Annotated in this window: 22 protein-coding genes; 15 read left to right on the top strand and 7 right to left on the bottom strand. The window is 69.7% G+C overall.

The features are described 5' to 3' along the window. Position 1 precedes the first annotated feature (1 nt). From G6N31_RS10955 to G6N31_RS10935, 5 genes are all read left to right on the top strand, one after another. Positions 2-343 (top strand): YlxR family protein, encoded by a 342-nt coding sequence (locus G6N31_RS10955; protein ID WP_098001965.1) that lies wholly within the window; start codon positions 2-4, stop codon positions 341-343. A 127-nt stretch (positions 344-470) separates the two neighbouring features. Then, entirely contained in the window at positions 471-3191 is a 2721-nt protein-coding gene (gene infB / locus G6N31_RS10950; RefSeq protein ID WP_163722138.1) for a translation initiation factor IF-2, read from the top strand. Positions 3192-3251: 60 nt separating this feature from the next. Then, positions 3252-3782, top strand: a complete 531-nt coding sequence (rbfA, locus tag G6N31_RS10945; protein ID WP_098002053.1) for a 30S ribosome-binding factor RbfA — start codon at positions 3252-3254, stop codon at positions 3780-3782. Beyond that, positions 3742-4755, top strand: a complete 1014-nt coding sequence (locus G6N31_RS10940) for a DHH family phosphoesterase (protein WP_098001963.1) — start codon at positions 3742-3744, stop codon at positions 4753-4755. Before rbfA ends, G6N31_RS10940 begins: the two co-directional genes overlap by 41 nt. Positions 4756-4773: 18 nt before the next feature. Next, positions 4774-6093 (top strand): MATE family efflux transporter, encoded by a 1320-nt coding sequence (locus tag G6N31_RS10935; RefSeq protein ID WP_098001962.1) that lies wholly within the window; start codon positions 4774-4776, stop codon positions 6091-6093. A gap of 12 nt (positions 6094-6105) precedes the next feature. Here G6N31_RS10935 and G6N31_RS10930 read toward each other — a convergent pair whose 3' ends face one another. Together G6N31_RS10930 and G6N31_RS10925 are read right to left on the bottom strand one after the other, a co-directional pair. Further along, positions 6106-6723 carry a class I SAM-dependent methyltransferase gene (locus tag G6N31_RS10930; protein WP_098001961.1) on the bottom strand — a complete coding sequence of 206 codons (618 nt, stop codon included), beginning with the start codon at positions 6721-6723 and terminating at the stop codon, positions 6106-6108. A 44-nt stretch (positions 6724-6767) separates the two neighbouring features. Next, on the bottom strand, positions 6768-7526 hold the full coding sequence (locus G6N31_RS10925) for an enoyl-CoA hydratase (protein WP_098001960.1): 759 nt from the start codon (positions 7524-7526) through the stop codon (positions 6768-6770). A 45-nt stretch (positions 7527-7571) separates the two neighbouring features. Here G6N31_RS10925 and G6N31_RS10920 point away from each other — a divergent pair, with 45 nt between their 5' ends. Together G6N31_RS10920 and G6N31_RS10915 are read left to right on the top strand one after the other, a co-directional pair. Then, positions 7572-7838 (top strand): DUF2277 domain-containing protein, encoded by a 267-nt coding sequence (locus G6N31_RS10920; RefSeq protein ID WP_163722136.1) that lies wholly within the window; start codon positions 7572-7574, stop codon positions 7836-7838. Next, on the top strand, positions 7835-8383 hold the full coding sequence (locus G6N31_RS10915) for a DUF1802 family protein (RefSeq protein WP_098001958.1): 549 nt from the start codon (positions 7835-7837) through the stop codon (positions 8381-8383). The genes G6N31_RS10920 and G6N31_RS10915 overlap by 4 nt, the downstream gene beginning before the upstream one ends. Here G6N31_RS10915 and G6N31_RS10910 read toward each other — a convergent pair. Together G6N31_RS10910 and G6N31_RS10905 are read right to left on the bottom strand one after the other, a co-directional pair. Continuing rightward, positions 8372-10009, bottom strand: coding sequence for a CocE/NonD family hydrolase (locus G6N31_RS10910; RefSeq protein WP_098001957.1), 1638 nt, complete (start codon positions 10007-10009; stop codon positions 8372-8374). The genes G6N31_RS10915 and G6N31_RS10910 overlap by 12 nt on opposite strands. A gap of 10 nt (positions 10010-10019) precedes the next feature. Continuing rightward, positions 10020-10643, bottom strand: a complete 624-nt coding sequence (locus G6N31_RS10905) for a TetR/AcrR family transcriptional regulator (protein ID WP_098001956.1) — start codon at positions 10641-10643, stop codon at positions 10020-10022. Between the two features lie 47 nt (positions 10644-10690). Between G6N31_RS10905 and G6N31_RS10900 the strand changes: the two genes are divergently transcribed. Together G6N31_RS10900 and G6N31_RS10895 are read left to right on the top strand one after the other, a co-directional pair. Next, the gene (locus tag G6N31_RS10900; RefSeq protein WP_098001955.1) at positions 10691-11818 is read left to right on the top strand and encodes a sulfotransferase family protein; all 1128 of its coding nucleotides are present in this window, start codon (positions 10691-10693) and stop codon (positions 11816-11818) included. Between the two features lie 19 nt (positions 11819-11837). Further along, a complete protein-coding gene (locus G6N31_RS10895) occupies positions 11838-12902 on the top strand; it encodes a DUF7064 domain-containing protein (RefSeq protein WP_098001954.1) in 1065 nt (354 codons plus the stop codon). 28 nt (positions 12903-12930) lie between these two features. Here G6N31_RS10895 and G6N31_RS10890 read toward each other — a convergent pair whose 3' ends face one another. Then, the gene (locus G6N31_RS10890) at positions 12931-13506 is read right to left on the bottom strand and encodes a DUF3558 domain-containing protein (protein ID WP_098002052.1); all 576 of its coding nucleotides are present in this window, start codon (positions 13504-13506) and stop codon (positions 12931-12933) included. 153 nt (positions 13507-13659) lie between these two features. On the opposite strand from G6N31_RS10890, the gene pptH reads away from it, so the two are divergent. From pptH to G6N31_RS10870, 4 genes are all read left to right on the top strand, one after another. Beyond that, a complete protein-coding gene (gene pptH, locus G6N31_RS10885; protein WP_098001953.1) occupies positions 13660-14604 on the top strand; it encodes an ACP phosphodiesterase PptH in 945 nt (314 codons plus the stop codon). Then, positions 14601-15278 carry a 4'-phosphopantetheinyl transferase PptT gene (pptT, locus tag G6N31_RS10880; RefSeq protein ID WP_098001952.1) on the top strand — a complete coding sequence of 226 codons (678 nt, stop codon included), beginning with the start codon at positions 14601-14603 and terminating at the stop codon, positions 15276-15278. Before pptH ends, pptT begins: the two co-directional genes overlap by 4 nt. Before the next feature lie 65 nt (positions 15279-15343). After that, positions 15344-16183 carry a tRNA pseudouridine(55) synthase TruB gene (gene truB / locus G6N31_RS10875; RefSeq protein ID WP_234815177.1) on the top strand — a complete coding sequence of 280 codons (840 nt, stop codon included), beginning with the start codon at positions 15344-15346 and terminating at the stop codon, positions 16181-16183. Positions 16184-16205: 22 nt separating this feature from the next. After that, positions 16206-16625 carry a CBS domain-containing protein gene (locus G6N31_RS10870; protein WP_098001951.1) on the top strand — a complete coding sequence of 140 codons (420 nt, stop codon included), beginning with the start codon at positions 16206-16208 and terminating at the stop codon, positions 16623-16625. A gap of 13 nt (positions 16626-16638) precedes the next feature. Here the strand turns inward: G6N31_RS10870 and G6N31_RS10865 are convergent, their stop codons facing one another. Then, complete coding sequence (locus G6N31_RS10865) at positions 16639-17070, bottom strand: type II toxin-antitoxin system Rv0910 family toxin (protein WP_098001950.1); 432 nt, start codon at positions 17068-17070, stop codon at positions 16639-16641. 13 nt (positions 17071-17083) lie between these two features. Then, entirely contained in the window at positions 17084-17794 is a 711-nt protein-coding gene (gene mntR, locus G6N31_RS10860) for a manganese-binding transcriptional regulator MntR (protein ID WP_098001949.1), read from the bottom strand. An 80-nt stretch (positions 17795-17874) separates the two neighbouring features. Here mntR and G6N31_RS10855 point away from each other — a divergent pair, with 80 nt between their 5' ends. Both G6N31_RS10855 and rpsO read left to right on the top strand, forming a co-directional pair. Then, positions 17875-18849, top strand: a complete 975-nt coding sequence (locus G6N31_RS10855; protein WP_098001948.1) for a bifunctional riboflavin kinase/FAD synthetase — start codon at positions 17875-17877, stop codon at positions 18847-18849. A 143-nt stretch (positions 18850-18992) separates the two neighbouring features. Further along, complete coding sequence (gene rpsO, locus G6N31_RS10850; protein ID WP_098001947.1) at positions 18993-19262, top strand: 30S ribosomal protein S15; 270 nt, start codon at positions 18993-18995, stop codon at positions 19260-19262. The last annotated feature ends 9 nt before the right edge of the window (positions 19263-19271 follow it).

Genomic DNA, 19271 nt, shown 5'->3' with positions numbered 1-19271 from the left:
TGTGATCCAGCGCGAGACATCGGCTCGGATGCGCAGAAGCACCGCCCACCCCTCCGGGGGACCAGTGCGGACGTGCATCGGGTGCCGGAAACGAGAGCTGGCCGTCGAACTGCTTCGGGTTGTCGTTGTCACCGACGGGAACGGTCCGGGGAATGGCCCCGGCACTGTGACCGTTGACGCAGCGAGGACACTGCCGGGGCGGGGTGCCTGGCTGCATCCCGATCCGCAGTGCCTGCACGCGGCGATTCGTCGGCGAGCATTCGGCCGAGCGCTGCGGATCACCGGTTCACCGGACATCACCGCGGTGATGGAGCACGTCGGCGCAGGTGCCGAGGCGCCCTGATCACCCGGCCGCAGAAGAACAGGTAGCGAAGAACATGAGCACACCGTGAAGTCCCGATGACCATGCGTCATAGCTAAACCGAGGCGCGGCGCCAACCACCGCTGTCGCCTCTCGAACAGGAGAAGTAGTGGCAGGTAAGGCCCGCGTGCACGAGTTGGCCAAAGAACTCGGTGTCACAAGCAAAGAAGTGCTCGTCCGACTCAGTGAACAGGGCGAATTCGTCAAATCGGCATCATCGACCGTCGAGGCGCCGGTAGCCCGGCGCCTTCGGGAGTCCTTCGGCGGCGGCAAGCCCGCCGAGAAGGCCCAGCCCAGCGGCAACGGCGCGCCCAAGCCGGCCGCGCCCGAGAAGAAGCCCGCGCCCAAGCCCGCGGCGCCGGCTGCCCAGCAGCCGGCCGCGGCTCCGCCGCCGCGGCCCGCCCCGGCTCCGCCCACGCCGGCCGCCGCCGCACCGCCGGCCGCGCCGGCTGCACCGTCGGCTCCCCGGCCCGGTCCGACTCCGGGCCCGCGTCCGGGACCGGCCGCACCCAAGCCGGGCGCGCCGAAGCCCGCCGCGCGTACGCCGCGCGTCGGCAACAACCCGTTCTCCACCCAGCAGCCCGTCGAGCGGCCGATCCCGAGGCCGCAGGGCCCCGGCGGCCCCCGGCCCGGTCCCGGTGGTCCTCGCCCGGGCGGCGGTCCGCGTCCCGGTGTCACGCCCGGCAACATGCCGCCGCGTCCGCCCGGTGCCCGTCCCGTCCCCGGTGGCGGCCCCCGTCCCGGCGGTGGTCCGCGTCCCGGTAGCGGCCCCCGTCCCGGTCCCGGTGGCGGCGGTCGCCCCGGCGGCGGCGGTGGTGGTGGCAACTACCGCGGCGGCGGTGGCGGTGCTCCCGCCGGCGGTGGTTTCCGCGGTCGTCCCGGCGGCGGTGGCCGTCCCGGCCAGCGCGGCGGTGCGGCCGGTGCGTTCGGTCGTCCCGGCGGCGCGCCCAAGCGGGGCCGCAAGTCGAAGCGGGCGAAACGCGCCGAATACGAGAACATGCAGGCGCCGGTCGTCGGCGGCGTCCGGTTGCCGCACGGCAACGGCGAGACCATCCGGCTGGCTCGTGGCGCCTCGTTGTCCGACTTCGCCGAGAAGATCGACGCCAACCCGGCATCGCTGGTGCAGGCGCTGTTCAACCTCGGTGAGATGGTCACCGCGACCCAGTCGGTGGGCGACGACATCCTCGAGCTGCTCGGCGGCGAGATGAACTACAAGGTCCAGGTCGTCTCCCCGGAGGACGAGGACCGCGAGCTGCTGCAGTCTTTTGACCTCTCCTACGGAGAAGATTCAGGAGACGAGGGCGATTTGGAGTTCCGGCCGCCGGTGGTCACCGTGATGGGTCACGTCGACCACGGCAAGACCCGACTGCTGGACACCATCCGCAACGCCACCGTCCGCGAGGGCGAGGCCGGCGGCATCACCCAGCACATCGGTGCCTACCAGGTGACCGTCGACCTCGACGGCAACGAAAGGCCGATCACCTTCATCGACACCCCCGGTCACGAGGCGTTCACCGCCATGCGTGCCCGCGGTGCGAAGGCCACCGACATCGCGATCCTGGTGGTCGCCGCCGACGACGGCGTCATGCCGCAGACGGTGGAGGCGGTCAACCACGCCCAGGCGGCCGAGGTGCCGATCGTGGTGGCGGTCAACAAGATCGACAAGGAAGGCGCCGACCCGGCCAAGATCCGCGGGCAACTCACCGAATACGGGTTGATCCCCGAGGAGTACGGCGGCGACACGATGTTCGTCGACATCTCGGCGAAGAACAACGTCAACATCGAGGCCCTGTTGGAGGCCGTGGTGCTGACCGCCGACGCGTCGCTGGACCTGCGGGCCAACCCCGACATGGAAGCCCAGGGTGTGGCGATCGAAGCGCACCTGGACCGCGGCCGCGGACCGGTGGCGACCGTGCTGATCCAGCGCGGCACGCTGCGCGTCGGCGACTCGGTGGTGGCCGGCGACGCCTACGGACGTGTCCGTCGCATGGTCGACGAGCACGGCGAGGACGTCGAAGAGGCCCTGCCCTCGCGTCCGGTGCAGGTCATCGGCTTCACGTCGGTGCCCGGCGCGGGTGACAACTTCCTGGTCGTCGACGAGGACCGGATCGCCCGTCAGATCGCCGACCGGCGCAGCGCGCGCAAGCGCAACGCGCTGGCCGCGCGCAGCCGCAAGCGGATCAGCCTGGAAGACCTGGATTCGGCGCTGAAGGAAACCAGCCAGCTGAACCTGATCCTCAAAGGCGACAACGCCGGTACGGTCGAGGCGCTCGAGGAGGCCCTGCTGGGCATCCAGGTCGACGACGAAGTGCAGCTTCGGGTCATCGACCGCGGCGTGGGTGGCGTCACCGAGACCAACGTCAACCTGGCGTCGGCCTCGGATGCGATCATCATCGGCTTCAACGTCCGCGCTGAGGGCAAGGCCACTGAGCTGGCCAACCGCGAGGGTGTCGAGATCCGGTACTACTCGATCATCTACCAGGCCATCGACGAGATCGAGGCCGCGCTCAAGGGCATGCTCAAGCCGGTCTACGAGGAGAAGGAGCTCGGCCGCGCCGAGATCCGCGCGATCTTCCGCTCCTCGAAGGTGGGCAATATCGCCGGCTGCCTGGTGCAGTCGGGGATCATGCGCCGCAACGCCAAGGCCCGGCTGCTCCGCGACAACGTGGTGGTCGCCGAGAACCTCACCGTGTCCTCGCTCAAGCGGGAGAAGGACGACGCCACCGAGGTGCGCGAGGGCTACGAATGCGGTCTGACGTTGACGTACTCCGACATCAAGGAAGGCGACGTCATCGAGACCTACGAGCTGGTCGAGAAGGAACGCGTTTAGTGACCGACGAGCGCTTGCGCGAGGAGCGTGTGACCGACGAGCGCTTGCGCGAGGAGAATGATGGCTGATCCCGCACGGGCGCGTCGGCTGGCCAAGCGGATCTCGACGATCGTCGCGTCGGCCATCGAGTACGAGATCAAAGATCCTCGGCTCGCCGGCGTGACGATCACCGACGCCAAGGTCACCAACGACCTGCACGACGCCACCCTGTACTACACGGTGCTGGGCAGTTCTCTGGACGACGAGCCCGACTACGCGGGTGCCGCCGCGGCGCTGGACAAGGCCACCGGGGTGTTGCGCTCCAAAGTGGGCGCAAGCCTCGGTGTCCGGTTCACGCCGACCCTGGCGTTCGCCCGGGACACGGTGCCCGACGCCGCGCACCGGATGGAGGAACTGCTGGCTCGGGCGCGGGCGGCGGATGAGGATTTGGCCAGAGTCCGTCAAGGCGCCAAGCCTGCGGGGGACGCCGACCCGTATCGTCAGGATCAGGCGGTGGGGACGTCACCCGACGGCGCGGCCGGCGGGGGAGACGAGGCAGGCCGGGGGCCGGATGCTGAGGACGCTGGTGACCGCGACAGATTCGAGGACTGACGCCTCGACCGCAGCTGGGCGGATCGATGCCCGTGACGCCGTGGACCTGCTGTCCTCGGCGCGATCCGTCAGCGTGGTCAGCCACGTGTACCCCGATGCGGACACCATCGGCGCCGGTCTGGCATTGGCGCTGGTACTCCACCAAGTCGGTAAAGACGTCCAGGTCAGCTTCGCGGCCCCCGACGAGCTGCCCGAATCGCTGCACTCCCTGCCCGGCGGCGACCTGCTGGTGCCGCCAGACAAGATCCGCCGCGATGCCGACCTGGTGGTCACGGTCGACATCCCGAGCGTCAATCGGCTGGGCACCCTGGCTGAGCTGGCCGGGCCCGGCCGCGCGGTGCTCGTCATCGACCATCACGCATCCAACACGCTGTTCGGGTCGGCCAACTTCGTCGACCCGTCGGCGGACTCGACCACGATGCTGGTGGCCGAGCTGCTCGATGCGTGGGACAAGCCCATCGACGTCGACGTGGCGCACTGTCTCTATGCGGGCCTGACCACCGATACCGGCTCGTTCCGGTGGGCCACTGCGCGCGCCCACCGGCTGGCGGCCCGGCTCATCGAGCTCGGCGTGGACAACGCCGGGATCAGCCGGACCCTGCTGGACACCCACCCGTTCGCGTGGTTGCCGATGCTTTCCCGGGTGTTGGGGTCGGCGCGCCTGGTGGCCGAGGCCGCCGCCGGCCAGGGCCTGGTCTATGCAGTCGTTCCGCACGACGAGTGGTCGGCGGCGCGCCCCGAGGAAGTCGAGAGCATTGTCGACATCGTCCGCACGACGCAGCAGGCCGAAGTTGCGGCGGTCTTCAAAGAGATTGCGCCGCAACAGTGGTCGGTGTCGATGCGGTCGAAGGCGCTGGACGTGTCCGCCGTCGGCGCGACCTTCGGCGGCGGCGGGCATCGGCTGGCAGCCGGGTACACCGCCACAGGAACGGCCGACGACGTCGTCGCGGCGCTGCGCAGTGCTCTGGGCTGATCGCGGTCCGGCGGCGCCTTGACCGATTCCACCTCGCCGGCGACCAGCCGACGGATCGCCGCGCTGGCGTTCCCGGCCCTCGGGGTGCTGGCCGCCGAGCCGCTGTATCTGTTGTTCGACCTCGCCGTGGTCGGCCGTCTGGGTGCGCTCAGCCTGGCCGGACTGGCGATCGGAGCGCTGATCATGGGGGTGCTCAGCTCACAGCTGACGTTCCTGTCCTACGGCACCACCGCGCGCGCGGCCCGCTTCTACGGCGCGGGCAACCGCACCGCCGCGGTGCAGGAGGGCGTGCAGGCGACCTGGCTGGCAATCGGAATCGGGACCGCCGTCGTCATCGCGGTCCAATTGACGGCCGTTCCGCTGGTCTCCGCGCTCGCCGCCGGCGGCGACATCGCCGATGCCGCGCTGCCCTGGGTGCGGATCGCCAGCCTGGCGGTACCCGCGATCCTGGTGGCGGCCGCGGGCAACGGATGGATGCGCGGCGTACAGGACACCGTGCGCCCGTTGCGCTACGTGGTCTTCGGCTTCGGGGTGTCGGCGGTGCTGTGCCCGCTGTTGGTGTACGGCTGGCTGGGTGCGCCCGAGCTCGGGCTGCCCGGTTCGGCGCTGGCCAACATCGTCGGGCAGTGGTTGGCGGCGCTGTTGTTCTTCCGGGCGCTGATCGTGGAGCGGGTCGCACTGCGGCCGCTGCCGTCGGTGCTGCGCGCCCAGGTGGTGATGGGCCGCGATCTCGTGTTGCGCACCCTGGCGTTCCAGGCGTGCTTCGTCTCGGCCGGGGCGGTGGCCGCGCGCTTCGGGGCCGCGGCGGTGGCCGCCCACCAGGTGGTGCTGCAGCTGTGGAATTTCCTTGCGCTGGTGCTCGATTCGCTGGCGATCGCGGCGCAGTCGCTGGTCGGCGCGGCACTGGGCGCCGGCCAGTTGCCCCACGCCAAGTCGGTGGCGTGGCGGGTGACGGTGTTCTCCGCTGCGGCCGCCGCGGTACTGGCCGCGATCTTCGCGCTCGGCGCGCCGGTGCTGCCGGCGATCTTCACCGACGACCGGACGGTGCTCGACGAGATCACGGTGCCGTGGTGGTTCCTGGTGGCGCAGTTGCCCGTGGCGGGCATCGTCTTCGCGGTGGACGGGGTCCTGCTCGGCGCCGGGGATGCGACCTTCATGCGCAACGCGACCGTGGCCAGCGCGTTGCTGGGCTTCCTGCCGCTGGTCTGGCTCTCTCTGGCGTTCGGCTGGGGTCTGCTGGGCATCTGGGCCGGGCTGAGCACGTTCATGGTGTTGCGCCTGATCTTCGTCGGCGCACGCGTGCTCTCGGGCCGGTGGCTGGTTCCGGGCACGGGCTGACCAGGAGCCCGGTCAGGGCCGGAACGCGCTGACCGCCCACACCTCTCGGCGACCCAGACGCTCGGAGTCCACGGCCACCTCGGTGAAGCCCGCGGTGCGGCACAGTTGCGCGAACGCCTGTGCCTGCGCGGCGGTCCAGCCGTGACTGGCGAACCCGGTGGCGTCGGGACTGACCTGCCGCTCGACCGCCAGCAGCCGGCCGCCGGGCGCGAGCACCCGGTGCGCTTCGGCCAGGCCGGCGCCCACATCGGGCCAGTGGTGCACCGTGGCCAGCGCCCACACGGCGGTCGCCGACGCGTCGGGCAACGGCAGCGCCTCGGCGCCGCCCTCGCGCAGCGTGACGCCGCTGCGGCGCGCGAACATCCGGCCCACCCGCAGCATCGACGCCGACGGTTCGACGCCGGTCGCGCGGGCGCCGCGGCGGGTCGCCTCCCGTGCCGCGGTGCCGGGGCCGCATCCGACATCGACGACGTGGTCATCGGCCGTCACCCCGGTCAGCTCGACGGCCAACCGGCCCGAACGCCGGCCGGTCACCGCGAAGACCAGCGCGCACAGGATTCCGAGGACGCCGCTGAAACCCGGGTGGTCCGCGTGATGGTTGACCACCGGGGCGGCGGGTTCGTCAGTCATGTCTCGACTGTGCCGGGTGGCACCGGGGGGCTGTCAACCGTCGATCAGCGGACCTGGGAACGACCCCGCTCGATCACCGCGCTTCGGCTTTCGGCGATGTCGTCGCCGGTCGCGCTGCTCATCCACTCTCGCGCCGCGGCCGCCTCCTGCCACAGCGCGGCGCCGTTGGCCGCCTCGTCGATCTGGTGATACGAGGCCAGCAGCGCGCGCACCGCCTTCTGGTTGTTGCCGACGATGGAGGAGGCGACCTGGCGGGCGGTGTCGAGGAGCTGGTCGTGCGGGACCACCTGGGTGACCAGCCCGCAGCGCAGCGCCTCGTCGGCCGACAGGTAGTCGCCGGTCATGCTCATCCGGCGGGCCATCCCGACGCCGACCTTCTGCGGCAGCCGTACCGACAGACCCCAGGTCGGCAACAGCCCGACCCGCGCGTGGGTATCGGCGAAGCGGGCTCGCTCGGACGCGATCAGGATGTCGCAGTACAGCGTCAGCTCCAGTCCGCCGGTCACAGCGGGTCCGTTGATCGCACCGATCACCGGCTTGGTCATCGGCGGCCACTTCGGCGAGATGTCAGGTAGTTCGGTGGTGTCGCCGAGTTCCTTGAGGTCCAGGCCGGCGCAGAACACCGGGTCGGCGCCGGTGAGGACCACCACGTCGACATCATCATCGGTCTGGGCCTGCCGCAGCGCGCCGAAGAACCGGGACCGCAGCGCGGCCGAGAGCGCGTTGCGCGCTTCGGGCCGGTTCAGCGTCAGTGTCCGGATGCGGTCGCGGGTCTCGATCAGCAGGATGTCGTCGTGGCTCATCCGCTCACCGTATCGGCCAGCGGTGGGCGGCCTATCGTGGATCCCATGTGCCGAAACATCACCGAGCTGCGCGGTCTGCAGCCGGCGGCCACCGACGAGGAGATCGAGGCCGCCGCGCGCCAGTACGTCCGCAAGGTCAGCGGCATCACCCGCCCTTCCGGTGCGAATGTCGACGCGTTCGAGGCCGCGGTCGCCGAGGTCACCGAGTCGACCCGGCGACTGCTGACCGGGCTGCAGCCGCGCAGACAGCCACCGAAAACCGTTCCGCCGCTGCGCCGTCCCGAGGTGCGCGCGCGGTTGAACATGGCATGACCACCCCGGCGCTCAAGGAGTGGAGCGCGGCGATCCACGCCCTCCTCGCCGGCAGGCAGACCGTGCTGCTGCGCAAGGGGGGCATCCACGAGAAGCGGTTCGAGGTGGCCGCCTCCCGTTTCCTGTTGTTTCCGACCGTCGCGCACAGCCACACCGAGCGGGTCCGGCCCGAGCACCGCGACCTGCTCGGGCCCGCAACCGCGGACAGCACCGACGATGCGATCGTGCTGCGGGCCGGCGCCCGCGTGGTCGCAGCAGTCGAGGTGCAGCGGCCGGCGAATCTGGCCGCGATCGCCGGCCGGCACATCTGGACCGAGGAGTCCGTGCGCACCGATCGGCTGGATTTCCGGCCGCGGCACCGATTGACCGCCCTGGTGGTGTCTGCCGCGCCGTTGGCGCCACCGGTGCGGCTGTGCCGAACCGCCGACTACCGCGGGTGCGCCAGTTGGGTGACACTGCCCGTCGACCCGGTGTGGGGCCCGCCGGTGGTCGCCGACGCCGACCTCGAGGACATCGCCGGGGAGCTGCGCGCCTCAGTCGGCTGACGGGGGGCGCGGGCCGGCGGGCAGGACCAGCCGGGTCGCCGCGCCGAGGTGCACCGTATGCCGCGCGGTCCGGTAGGTGGTTGCTTCGGCCACGGGTTCCCCGGTGCCGAGGTTGCGCAGAAATCGCGGGTGCGACCCGCCGGCGATGAGCACCCGGATCCGCGAGCCCTTCGGGAACGTCCACGCCACCGGGTCGAGCTCGATGCGCACGGTGCCGCTGTCGGGTGCTGATGCCAGATAGCCGTCGCTGATGTTGCGGGATTCGCCGTGCCGGTCGACCTGGCTGATCCGGACGAACAGGTCGTTGTGCGGGTTGGCGCACGAGTGCTCGACCTCCAGCGCGGGTGCGCCGACCACGAAGAGGTCGGCGGCCAGCGGCGCGCCGGTGAACGTCAGCACATCGGCACGGCGGGCGAGTTCGGTGTCGTCGCGGTAACCGCCGGCCGGCGACAGCAGCCGCCCACCCACCGTCGGTGTCGGGTCGGCCGGGTTGTAGACGAAGGTGGCCGTCTCGCCCGCGGCCGGCGCCGCGGGCGCGAGCCGTCCGCCGGGCTGCGGATGCAGCACCTGGGTGGGCATCACCGGCGGCCACTCGGCCATTTCCAGCCAGCCGTGCCCGGCGAGGTGTACGCGCACCGCGGCGCGCCGTTGCGGGGCCGCGTCCGCTAGGTGGGTCGCGAGCCAGTCCAGTGACTCCCGCAGCACCGTCGGTGCGGCCTTGGTCATCATGTCGCCGTGCGTCCACGGGCCGACGGTGAGCCCGGTGGGGACCCCGCGGCCGGTGAGCATGCGGTAGTGCTCGAGGGTCTGCTCGACGAACAGGTCCTGCCAGCCGCTGAGCAGCAGCACCGGCACCTCCGCGCGGTCGAGGAGATCGCGCAGATACAGCTTGGCCCAGAACGGGTCATCGGTGTCGGGGTGCTCGAGCCATGACTCGAACCACGGCGCGCCGTCACCGAGCAATGCGCGGCTGGCGGCCCCCAGCGGCAGCTCCAGCGACGCCTTGGTGACGCGGCGCTGGGCGCCGGCCTGGCGTACCAGTGTGCGCAGCCGGTTCGGGTCCTCCTGCCGTCCCACCAGATCGCTCCAGCCGAGGAAGTCGTTGAGGCCGAAGGATCCGGTGCCCCACCGCGGTCCGCTCACATCGTCGGGGCCGACGGTGATCACCGCGGCGCGCAGCTCGGGTGGCGGGTCGGTCAGCAACGCCCACTGGGTGAACCCGAGATAGGACAGGCCCATGGTGGCGAAAGTGCCGGTGAACCACGCCTGGTCGCGCAGCCAGGCTGCGGTGTCGGCGCCGTCGGCGACCTCGTTGACGAACGGGTCGAACTGTCCGTCGGAACCGAACGTGCCGCGCACACTCTGGATCACGACGTGATAGCCGCGCGCGGCGTACACCGATCCGAACAGCGCCGAGAACGGATATCCGCGACCGTAGGGGCCCCGCACCAGCAGGGTGCCCGCCGGCTTCGCGGTCTGCGGAGCGTAGTGGTCGGCGATCAGTTCGACACCGTCGCGCATCGGCACCCGCAGTGACTTCTCGACGTGGAAGTCGCAGGCCGGCGGCGGCAGATCCAGCACGCGGCTGAGGGTGTGGCGGGCCAGCCGCGAGATTCGGGAGCTCACCGCAGCAACATTACTGGCCGGTGGCGGGCCCTTCGCCGGCGTGGACGGCGGCGATGATCCGACCGGCCAGCCAGGTCAACGACTCCGCTGCGTCGGCCGGGGAGAGTTCCCATGCGTCGACCAGACGTTCGTAGGCGGGCAGGTTCCACAACACGTCGAGCAGACCCGCGACCGCGCGTTGGCGCTGCTCCGGCCAGTTGGATGCCTCCGCGCCAAGTGCGCGCAGCAACGCCCGGCGCCGACGTTCGTCGGCTCCGGCGAACACCGGATCGTCGGGCCGGCGCACGGTCCGCTCGACGGTGAAACGTCGCAGCGAGGCGAAGAACCGGTCCGTGATGTCGGTGAGGTTCGTGAGATCGACGGCCTCGTAGTCGATTCCGGCTTCGTCTTCCAGCCGGCGCATCACCGCGTCGTGCAGCTCGCGTTCGGTGGGGAAATGGCGGTAGACGGTGCGTTCACCGACGCCGGCCCGCTCGGCGACGGCGCGGAAGGTGAGAGCGCGCCAGTCCCAACTCCGGTACTGGTGTACCAGTTCACTGCCGGCGGTGACGATGCGTTCGCGCGTCTGTTCGGCCTGCCTGCGCCGCGTCGGGCTCTGGTAGGTCCGGGCCGTTTTCCTTGACGTCTCGTCCATATTAGTGGCAGTGTACTGTCTCGAATACTTCCGGAAGGAGGTGCAGCGTGGCATCGCCGGACGAGTTGATGCGGACCGCAAGGGATGAGACCGGTCTGGACGACTTCGGGGACGAGACCTTTCGGGAGGGTCTCGAGATCCTGGTGGTCGCACTGGCCCGGGAGGCTCGGCTCAACGACCGCGGTGCCGCGTATCTGTACCCGCGCATCATCGGTCATCTTCGGCAGCGATTGCTGGTCGAGGACTGGTATCACCGTCATCCCGAGATCGACGACGAACCGATCGACGCGCCGCTGTTCGGACTCGGCCTGCCGCGCACCGGTTCCACCGCGCTGTCGTTCCTGTTGGCCCAGGATCCCGCCGTGCGATACCTGCACAGCTGGGAGGCCGCCCGGCCCTGTCCTCCGCCGTCGACGGTCACCCCTCCCGACCCCCGCATCCCGACCGGCCACCGGGTGGTCGCCGGCAGCCGCCACCACGTTCCGACAGACCCGAACGGACCGGCGGAATGTCTGGATCTGATGGCGCTGACCTTCACCTCGCAGATCTTTCAGGCCTTCGCCCATATCCCCACCTATTCGGCTTGGCTGGTGCACCACGCGGACTTCACCGCTGCCTACGCCTACGAGAAGCGGGTGCTCAAGCTGCTGCAGTGGGGACAGCCCAGGCGACCTTGGCGGTTGAAGTCACCCGCCCACGTGCTGTCGCTGCACCATCTGGACCGGGTGTTCCCCGATGCCCGGTTCGTGATGACCCACCGCGATCCCACCGACGTACTGCTATCAGTAGCCGAGGTGTACGCCGACATCGTCGGCGGCTTCAGCGACCACCTCGACCGGAACTACCTGGGTTCACTCAATGTCGAACAATGGTCGATCGGGATGCAGCGGGCGGTGGAATTCCGCGAATCCGGCACCGACGATCGCTTTTTCGACATCGACTTCCGCGCAATGGCCGCAGACCCGGTCGCCGAGGTCCATTCGCTCTACGAATGGCTTGGCGAGCCCGTTGCGGACGCATTCGAGTCCGGCATGCGGTCGTGGTGGGCGCACAACGCGGCACGACGTGAGCCCAAGCCCGCCACGGACCCGTCGGACTTCGGGCTGGATCCCGAGCGGATCAGACCCCTGTTCGCCGACTACGTGGAACGTGCGACACGTTGGACCGATCGGTGAGAGAGGTGAACACTTCGCCATGGCCGTGGATTTGACCGGCGGCATCGAGCCGCAGCGCGAGCTGACCTTCGCCGCCCGTCCCGACGATCCCGAGATGCGCGACTCGGTCAGCTTCTGGGTGTTCGACGACCGCGGCGACCTCGGCCTGCCCCGGGTCGGCATCGAAGCCGTCGCCGAGAGCTGGGAGGCCCATGGGCTGCAGGTCAACCTGGCATTCCCGGACGGCCGGGTGTTCCGGATCCGCGACGACGGTCCTGCTGTGCCGGTGACCGGCGTCGACGGTGCACCGAGGGTGCTGGGGGCCGGTCCGCTGTCGTTCACCTGCGTGCGTGAACTCCACACGTGGACCATGGCTTTCGACGGAAAACTGGTACAGACCAGCGCGTCGGGCCTGGTGGCCGGACGCAAAAACGGACCCCTGGTCGACGTGCGGTTCGAGGTCGAGGCCACCATGGCCGCACCCCCGTGGATACAGGGGGCGTTGCAGCCCGACGCCGCGTCGTCGCTGAGGACCTCCATCACCGGAGATCTGATGGGCGGGCCCCGCTACGAACAACTCTTCCGGGCCACCGGGTCGTTGAGCGTCGGCGCCGAGCGGCACGCATTCACCGGCACCGGACTGCGCATCAAACGCCAGGGTGTGCGCAAGCTCGACGGGTTCTGGGGACACTGCTGGCAGTCGGCTCTGTTCCCCAGCGGCCGCGCGTTCGGCTACATCGCCTACCCGCCGAGGTCCGACGGCCGACCGACCTTCAACGAGGGGTACGTCTTCGACGGTGACGGCGCGCTCGTCCCGGCGCGGGTGGTCGAGGCGCCCTGGCTGAGACGGCTGCAGCCACTCGGCGAAGACGTCCCCGTCGTGTTGGAAACCGCGTCCGGCACGGTGCGCATCGATGGCCGTACCGTGCTGTCCACCCACGACATCACCGATCCGGCCTCCGTGCCGGCCGATCAACTCGCCAAGATGGCCAATTGGACCTTCCCGGCGTTACAGCAGGCCGGTGTCCGCTACACCTGGGATGGCGAGACCACCTACGGCATGCTCGAGCGGTCGATCCCGACCGACCAGCTGGAGCGGCCGTAGGGACCGGTCGGCATTCTCGGGAGGAATATCAGGAGTAGATGTAATGCGGGCTGAGCTCGTGGGCGCGCTGCAGGTTGGTCTGCATGCAGTCCGGATCGGGTTCGCTGTAGATGGGGGAGTAGAACAGCGACTGCTGGATCACGCCGTAGTCGGTCTTGAACGCGACCATGCAGGTGATCCACCAGCGGTTGTTCCAGTCGGTGGGCTTCATGATCCAGTACTGCGCGGCGCGGTGACCGTTGATGTCGAGTTCGACGGCGTCCGGAGGGAGGGTCTGTTCGTAGGTGCGCCACACGAACGCCTCGACCGCCATCTGATAGTTGCCCGCGTCGAACTTGCAGCGCAGGCTGTCCTCTGGAGTGGGCGGTGTGAACGCCAGGCCGATGCGCTGCACAACGTCGAGCGGGATGTCGCGGCACGGGTCGAAGGGGCTGGGGTCGACGGTCTCGATCACCGGGTACTTGATCGTCGTCAGCGGCGCGTCGGTGGATCGCAGTTGCACCGGCGCGACACCGGGACTTCCGGCCGGATCGGTCTGCCACACCACGATCACCGCCGCCAGCAACGCGCACAGCACCGAGAGCAGTCGCAGTTTGGCGATCATCGCCATCCCTTCATCGTGCGGCGGCGAACCGCCGGTGCGTGCACTCCTGCAGCGGAGTGTAACGGTCGGGAAATCCCCCGGGGACGGGAATCTAGAACAGGTTCTAGTTGCCCCGCCGGGCGCGGCTGTTCGCCCCAAGTAGGCTGGGGTGCCGTGACTGACGACCGACGCCCGACGTTGTGGGCGGTCAGTGACCTCCACACCGGGCACACCGGCAACAAGCCCGTCACCGAGTCGCTGTTTCCGTCCTCGCCCGACGACTGGTTGATCGTCGCCGGCGACGTCGCCGAACGCACCGACGAGATCCGCTGGGCGCTGGATCTGCTGCGCAAACGCTTCGCGAAGGTCATCTGGGTACCGGGCAACCACGAGCTGTGGACCACCAACCGCGACCCGATGCAGATCTTCGGCAAGGCGCGCTACGACTACCTGGTCGACATGTGCGACCAGATGGGCGTCGTCACTCCCGAGCACCCCTATCCGGTGTGGACCGAGGAGGGCGGCCCCGCGGCCATCGTGCCGATGTTCTTGCTCTACGACTACTCGTTCCTGCCCGCGGGCGCCGGAACGAAGGCCGAGGGCCTCGCGATCGCCAAGGAGCGCAACATCGTCGGCACCGACGAATACCTGCTCTCCGCCGAGCCGTATGCCACCCGCGATGCGTGGTGCCGCGAACGGATCGCCTACACCCGCGGCCGGCTCGAGGACCTCGACTGGATGATGCCGACCGTGCAGGTCAACCACTTCCCGATGGTGCGCGAACCGTGTGACGCGATGTTCTACCCGGAGTTCTCGCTGTGGTGCGGCACCACCGCCACCGCCGACTGGCACACCCGCTACAACGCGGTGTGCTCGGTCTACGGCCACCTGCACATCCCGCGGACCACCTGGTACGACGGGGTCCGGTTCGAGGAGGTGTCGGTGGGTTACCCGCGGGAGTGGCGGCGCCGCAAACCCTATCGCTGGCTGCGCCAGATCCTGCCGGACCCCAAATACGGTCCCGGCTACCTCAACGAGTTCGGCGGGCACTTCCAGATCACCCAGGAGATGCGCGACCACGCCGTCAAGATGCAGCAGCGCATCAAGGATCGGGCGTGATCGCCGCGCAGCTGCTGGCCGGGGTGCTGCCCGGTGAGATCGACGCGCTGGCCGCGGCCGAGATGTACTCCGACGCTCCCGAACTGGCGCCGCTGCCGGAGGAGGAACCCCTGATCGCCAAGTCGGTGGCCAAGCGGCGCAACGAGTTCATCACCGTGCGGCACTGCGCCCGTCAGGCGCTGGTGGACCTCGGCGAACAACCGGTCCCGATCCTCAAGGGCGAGAAGGGGGAGCCGCGATGGCCCGACGGTGTCGTCGGCAGCCTCACCCATTGTGAGGGCTACCGCGGTGCCGCGGTGGCCCGCCGTGAGCAGGTCCGTTCGGTGGGCATCGACGCCGAGCCGCATGACGTGCTGCCGCGCGGCGTCCTCGATTCGATCAGCCTGCCCGTCGAGCGCGCCGAGTTGGGGGCGTTGCCCGCCGGCGTGCACTGGGACCGGGTGTTGTTCTGCGCCAAGGAAGCGACCTACAAGGCGTGGTTTCCGCTGACCAGGCGCTGGCTTGGGTTCGAGGATGCGCACATCACCTTCACGACCGACACGTCCGGCCGGGCAGGACGCTTCACCTCGACGATCCTGATCGACCCGCAGGCGCTGTCGGGGCCGCCGCTGCTGACACTGACGGGCCGCTGGGCCGTCCGCAACGGGATCGCGCTGACGGCGATCGTGCTGTGAGCCGACGCGCGCCCGGGAAGTGCGCCCCGCCCCCGGGGCTGGTGATCGTCGACAAACCAGGCGGGATGACCAGCCACGACGTGGTCGGCCGGTGCCGGCGCCTGTTCGGCACCCGCAAGGTCGGCCATGCCGGCACGCTGGACCCGATGGCCACCGGGGTGCTCGTGGTCGGCATCGAGCGCGCCACCAAGATCCTCGGTCTGCTCACCGCCACCGACAAGTCCTACACCGCCACCATCCGGCTGGGTCAGACCACATCGACAGAGGACGCCGAAGGCGAAGTGCTGCAGACGGTTTCGACAGCGGGGGTCACCGATGAGCAGGTCACCGCGGCGGTGGGCGAACTGCGCGGCGAGATCGACCAGATCCCGTCGACGGTCAGCGCCGTCAAGGTCGGCGGCACCCGGTCCTACCAACTGGCCCGCGAAGGTCGCGCGGTGGAGTTGGCGGCACGCCGGGTACGCATCGACCGGTTCGACGTGCTCGCGGTGCGCCGCGCAGCAGCCACCGTCGACGTCGACGTGGCCGTGGACTGCTCGAGCGGCACCTATATCCGGGCCCTGGCCCGCGACGTCGGCGCAGCGCTGGGCGTCGGCGGCCACCTGACCGCGTTGCGGCGCACCCGCGTCGGGCGGTTCGGGCTGGAGCAGGCCCGCACGCTCGAGCAGCTGGGCGACAACGCCGAACTGAGCTACAGCCTCGACGAGGCCTGCCTGCTGTCGTTCCCCCGGCGCGACTTGACGGCGCAGGAGACCGAGGACGCCCGCCACGGCCGCCCCCTCGCACCGGCGGGGTTCACGGGCACCTACGCCGCCACCGCCGAGGACGGGCGCGTGATCGCGCTGTTGACCGACGGTGGGGTACGGACCACATCGGTGGTGGTGCTGCGTCCGGCGACGCTGTAGAGCGGCGTGCAACCATGGAGTGATGACTGAGATTCCCGCCGCAGGTTCGATCCAGATCTCCACGATCACCGGCGATCCGGTGGTCCGGGTGGCCGCCGACGCCACCGTCGCCGACGTGGCCAGCGCGATCGTCGACAACGAGGTGGGCGCGATCGTCGTGGGCGACGATCCCCGGCCCGAGGCGCTGGTCACCGAGCGTGACGTGGTGCGGGTGGTCGCCGCCGGCAAGGACCCGTCGTCGGTCCCGGCCGCCGAGGTCGCCAGCACCACCCTGATCTGGTGCGATGCCGATGACACGGTCGCCAAGGTCGCGACGCGGATGATGGACCGCTATATCCGGCACATCCTGGTGGAGCGCCGAGGTGACCTCGTCGGCATGGTCTCCGCGCGTGACCTGCTCGGGATCTACGCGGCCGACGCCGAGCAGAGTTCGCTGGACTGACGGGTCCGCGCGTTCAGCAGTAGAGCTCCTCGAAGCGTCTGATCGACTTGTCGATGTCGCCTTTGACCGCGCGCACGGCGGCCGCACCGATCGGCCCGAACAGCGGAGCGCCGCCCAGATCCATCCGGACGGTGAAGGTGCAGCCGTCACCCGCGGAGGCCACCGTCATCGCCAACTTGTAGCGGGTGCCGCCGACCCCCTCGCCGCTGATCTCCAGCGCCGACGGCGGGTCGAACCGGCGCACCGTCCACGTGACGCGGTTGCGCATGCCCTTCGCGCCGGCCACTCCGACCACCGTGGCGCCCACATCGAGATCCTCGGGCAGTTCGGAACGCCACCCCTGATGCATGGTCATCCAGTCGCCGAGGGTGGACAGATTCGACGCGTGCGTCCAGGCGTCTTCGGCCGGCAACGCCAGCGAGCGCTTCAACTCCAGCTTGGCCATCGGTGCACCTTATCTATGCGACAACCCAGATTGCCTCGGCGGCGGGACTGCCGAGCTCCACGGTGGTCTCCCCGGCGTCCGTACCGGCCGCCCCGTCGGGGGACTGCACGGTCACCGAGATCATGCCCGCGAAGTCGCGCCGGGCCACCACCCGCACCCGGCAATCCAGGGTGATGCCGACGGTGTCGAAGTAGCGCAGCATCTCCGGGTCGGCATCGGAGATGCGAGCCACCGTGCCCGCGTCACCGTCCTGACATGCCGACAGCTGCCGCGCCGGCGGCGTCGGGACCCGCCCGTCCGCGGCCGGAATCGGGTCACCGTGGGGATCGCGGGTCGGGTAGCCGAGTTTGGCGTCGATACGGTCGAGCATCCGGTCGGACACCGCGTGCTCGAGCACCTCGGCCTCGTCGTGCACCTCGTCCCAGCTATATCCGAGCTCACGGACCAGGAACGTCTCCATCAGCCGGTGCCGGCGCACCATCGCCAGCGCAGCGCGCCGCCCGGCCTCGGTCAGCGTGACCGCACCGTACTTCTCGTGGTCGACCAGGCCCTGGTCGGCGAGTTTGCGGACGGACTCCGACGCCGTGCTGGCCGACACCCCGATGCGTTCGGCGAGCAGCTTGGTGCTGACCTTCTCGTGCGACCACTCCTGGGCGGTCCAGATCGTTTTCAGATAGTCCTGGGCCACGGTCGAAAGGTCGGCCGGGTTCGCATCAGGACTCACACCTTGGAAGTTTAGGCAATCATCACCCAAACAGGTGGTGCTGCTGGGCCGATGTTGCGGCGGGGTCGTAGGCTAGCGGCGTGCAGCGCTGGCGGGGGCAAGATGAAATCCCCACCGACTGGGGCCGATGCGTCGTCACGATCGGAGTGTTCGACGGTGTCCATCGTGGACATCAGGAACTGATCAACCGCGCAGTCAAGGCCGGCCGGTCGAGGGGCGTACCGACGGTGCTGATGACGTTCGACCCGCACCCGATGGAAGTCGTCTTCCCCGGTAGCCACCCCGCGCAGCTGACCACGCTGACCCGCCGGGCCGAGCTGGTCGAAGAGCTGGGCATCGACGTGTTCCTGGTGGTGCCGTTCACCGCGGACTTCATGAAGCTGACCCCCGAGCGCTACATCCACGAGCTGCTCGTCGAACGGCTGCATGTGGTCGAGGTGGTGGTGGGGGAGAACTTCACGTTCGGCAAGAAGGCGGCCGGCACCGTCGACCTGCTGCGCAAGGCCGGCGAGCGGTTCGGCTTCGCGGTGGACTCCCTATCTCTGGTCGCCGAACACCACCGCGACGAAACGGTGACGTTCTCCTCGACATACATCCGCTCCTGCGTCGACGCCGGCGACATGGTCGCCGCGGCCGAGGCCCTGGGTCGCCCACACCGCGTCGAAGGTGTCGTGGTGCGCGGCGACGGCCGCGGCAAGGTGCTGGGCTTCCCGACGGCCAACGTGGCGCCGCCGATGTACTCGGCGATCCCGGCCGACGGCGTGTACGCGGCGTGGTTCACCGTCCTGGGGCACGGCCCGGTGGTCGGTACGGTCATTCCCGGCGAGCGCTACCAGGCCGCGGTGTCGGTCGGCACCAACCCGACGTTCTCCGGGCGCACCCGCACCGTCGAGGCGTTCGTGCTCGACACCACCGCCGACCTGTACGGCCAGCACGTGGCAGTCGACTTCGTGGCCCGGCTGCGCGGTCAGGAGAAGTTCGAGTCGGTGTCGGACCTGGTCACCGCGATGGGCGCGGACACCGAACGTGCCCGCACCATTCTGTCGGCGCACTGAGGAGCGGCGTCCGCGATTCGCGGACCGCGCGAACGCGCTGCTAAACTCCCAGCCGACCGGGCGCGTGCTGCAGTTCGCGGTGGCCGCGCCTTCTGGAGATTTCCCAGGCTTTCCCCGCGGACTGGAATAGATGGAGTTGTTTCGTGGCGCTCACCGCCGAACAGAAAAAAGAGATCCTCGGCCAGTACGGCCTGCATGACACCGACACCGGCTCGCCCGAGGCCCAGGTCGCGCTGCTGACCAAGCGGATCATCGACCTGACCGAGCACCTCAAGATGCACAAGCACGACCACCACTCGCGGCGTGGTCTGCTGCTGCTGGTCGGCCGTCGCCGCCGGCTGCTGAAGTACGTCGCGCAGGTCGACGTCGAGCGTTACCGCTCGCTGATCGAGCGCCTCGGTCTGCGTCGCTGACGCGACCTC

The organism is Mycolicibacterium duvalii, from assembly GCF_010726645.1.
Classification (GTDB): Bacteria; Actinomycetota; Actinomycetes; order Mycobacteriales; family Mycobacteriaceae; genus Mycobacterium; species Mycobacterium duvalii.
The sequence above is the reverse complement of the archived record's forward strand: the minus strand, read 5'-3'. Positions and strand labels throughout refer to the sequence as shown.

Coding starts and splice junctions, on each gene's coding strand:
- rbfA (WP_098002053.1), top strand. CDS start 3,252: ATGGCTGATCCCGCACGGGCGCGTCGGCTGGCCAAGCGGATCTCGACG.
- G6N31_RS10940 (WP_098001963.1), top strand. CDS start 3,742: ATGCTGAGGACGCTGGTGACCGCGACAGATTCGAGGACTGACGCCTCG.
- G6N31_RS10930 (WP_098001961.1), bottom strand. CDS start 6,723: ATGACTGACGAACCCGCCGCCCCGGTGGTCAACCATCACGCGGACCAC.
- G6N31_RS10925 (WP_098001960.1), bottom strand. CDS start 7,526: ATGAGCCACGACGACATCCTGCTGATCGAGACCCGCGACCGCATCCGG.
- G6N31_RS10920 (WP_163722136.1), top strand. CDS start 7,572: ATGTGCCGAAACATCACCGAGCTGCGCGGTCTGCAGCCGGCGGCCACC.
- G6N31_RS10915 (WP_098001958.1), top strand. CDS start 7,835: ATGACCACCCCGGCGCTCAAGGAGTGGAGCGCGGCGATCCACGCCCTC.
- G6N31_RS10905 (WP_098001956.1), bottom strand. CDS start 10,643: ATGGACGAGACGTCAAGGAAAACGGCCCGGACCTACCAGAGCCCGACG.
- G6N31_RS10895 (WP_098001954.1), top strand. CDS start 11,838: ATGGCCGTGGATTTGACCGGCGGCATCGAGCCGCAGCGCGAGCTGACC.
- G6N31_RS10890 (WP_098002052.1), bottom strand. CDS start 13,506: ATGATCGCCAAACTGCGACTGCTCTCGGTGCTGTGCGCGTTGCTGGCG.
- truB (WP_234815177.1), top strand. CDS start 15,344: ATGACCAGCCACGACGTGGTCGGCCGGTGCCGGCGCCTGTTCGGCACC.
- G6N31_RS10870 (WP_098001951.1), top strand. CDS start 16,206: ATGACTGAGATTCCCGCCGCAGGTTCGATCCAGATCTCCACGATCACC.
- G6N31_RS10865 (WP_098001950.1), bottom strand. CDS start 17,070: ATGGCCAAGCTGGAGTTGAAGCGCTCGCTGGCGTTGCCGGCCGAAGAC.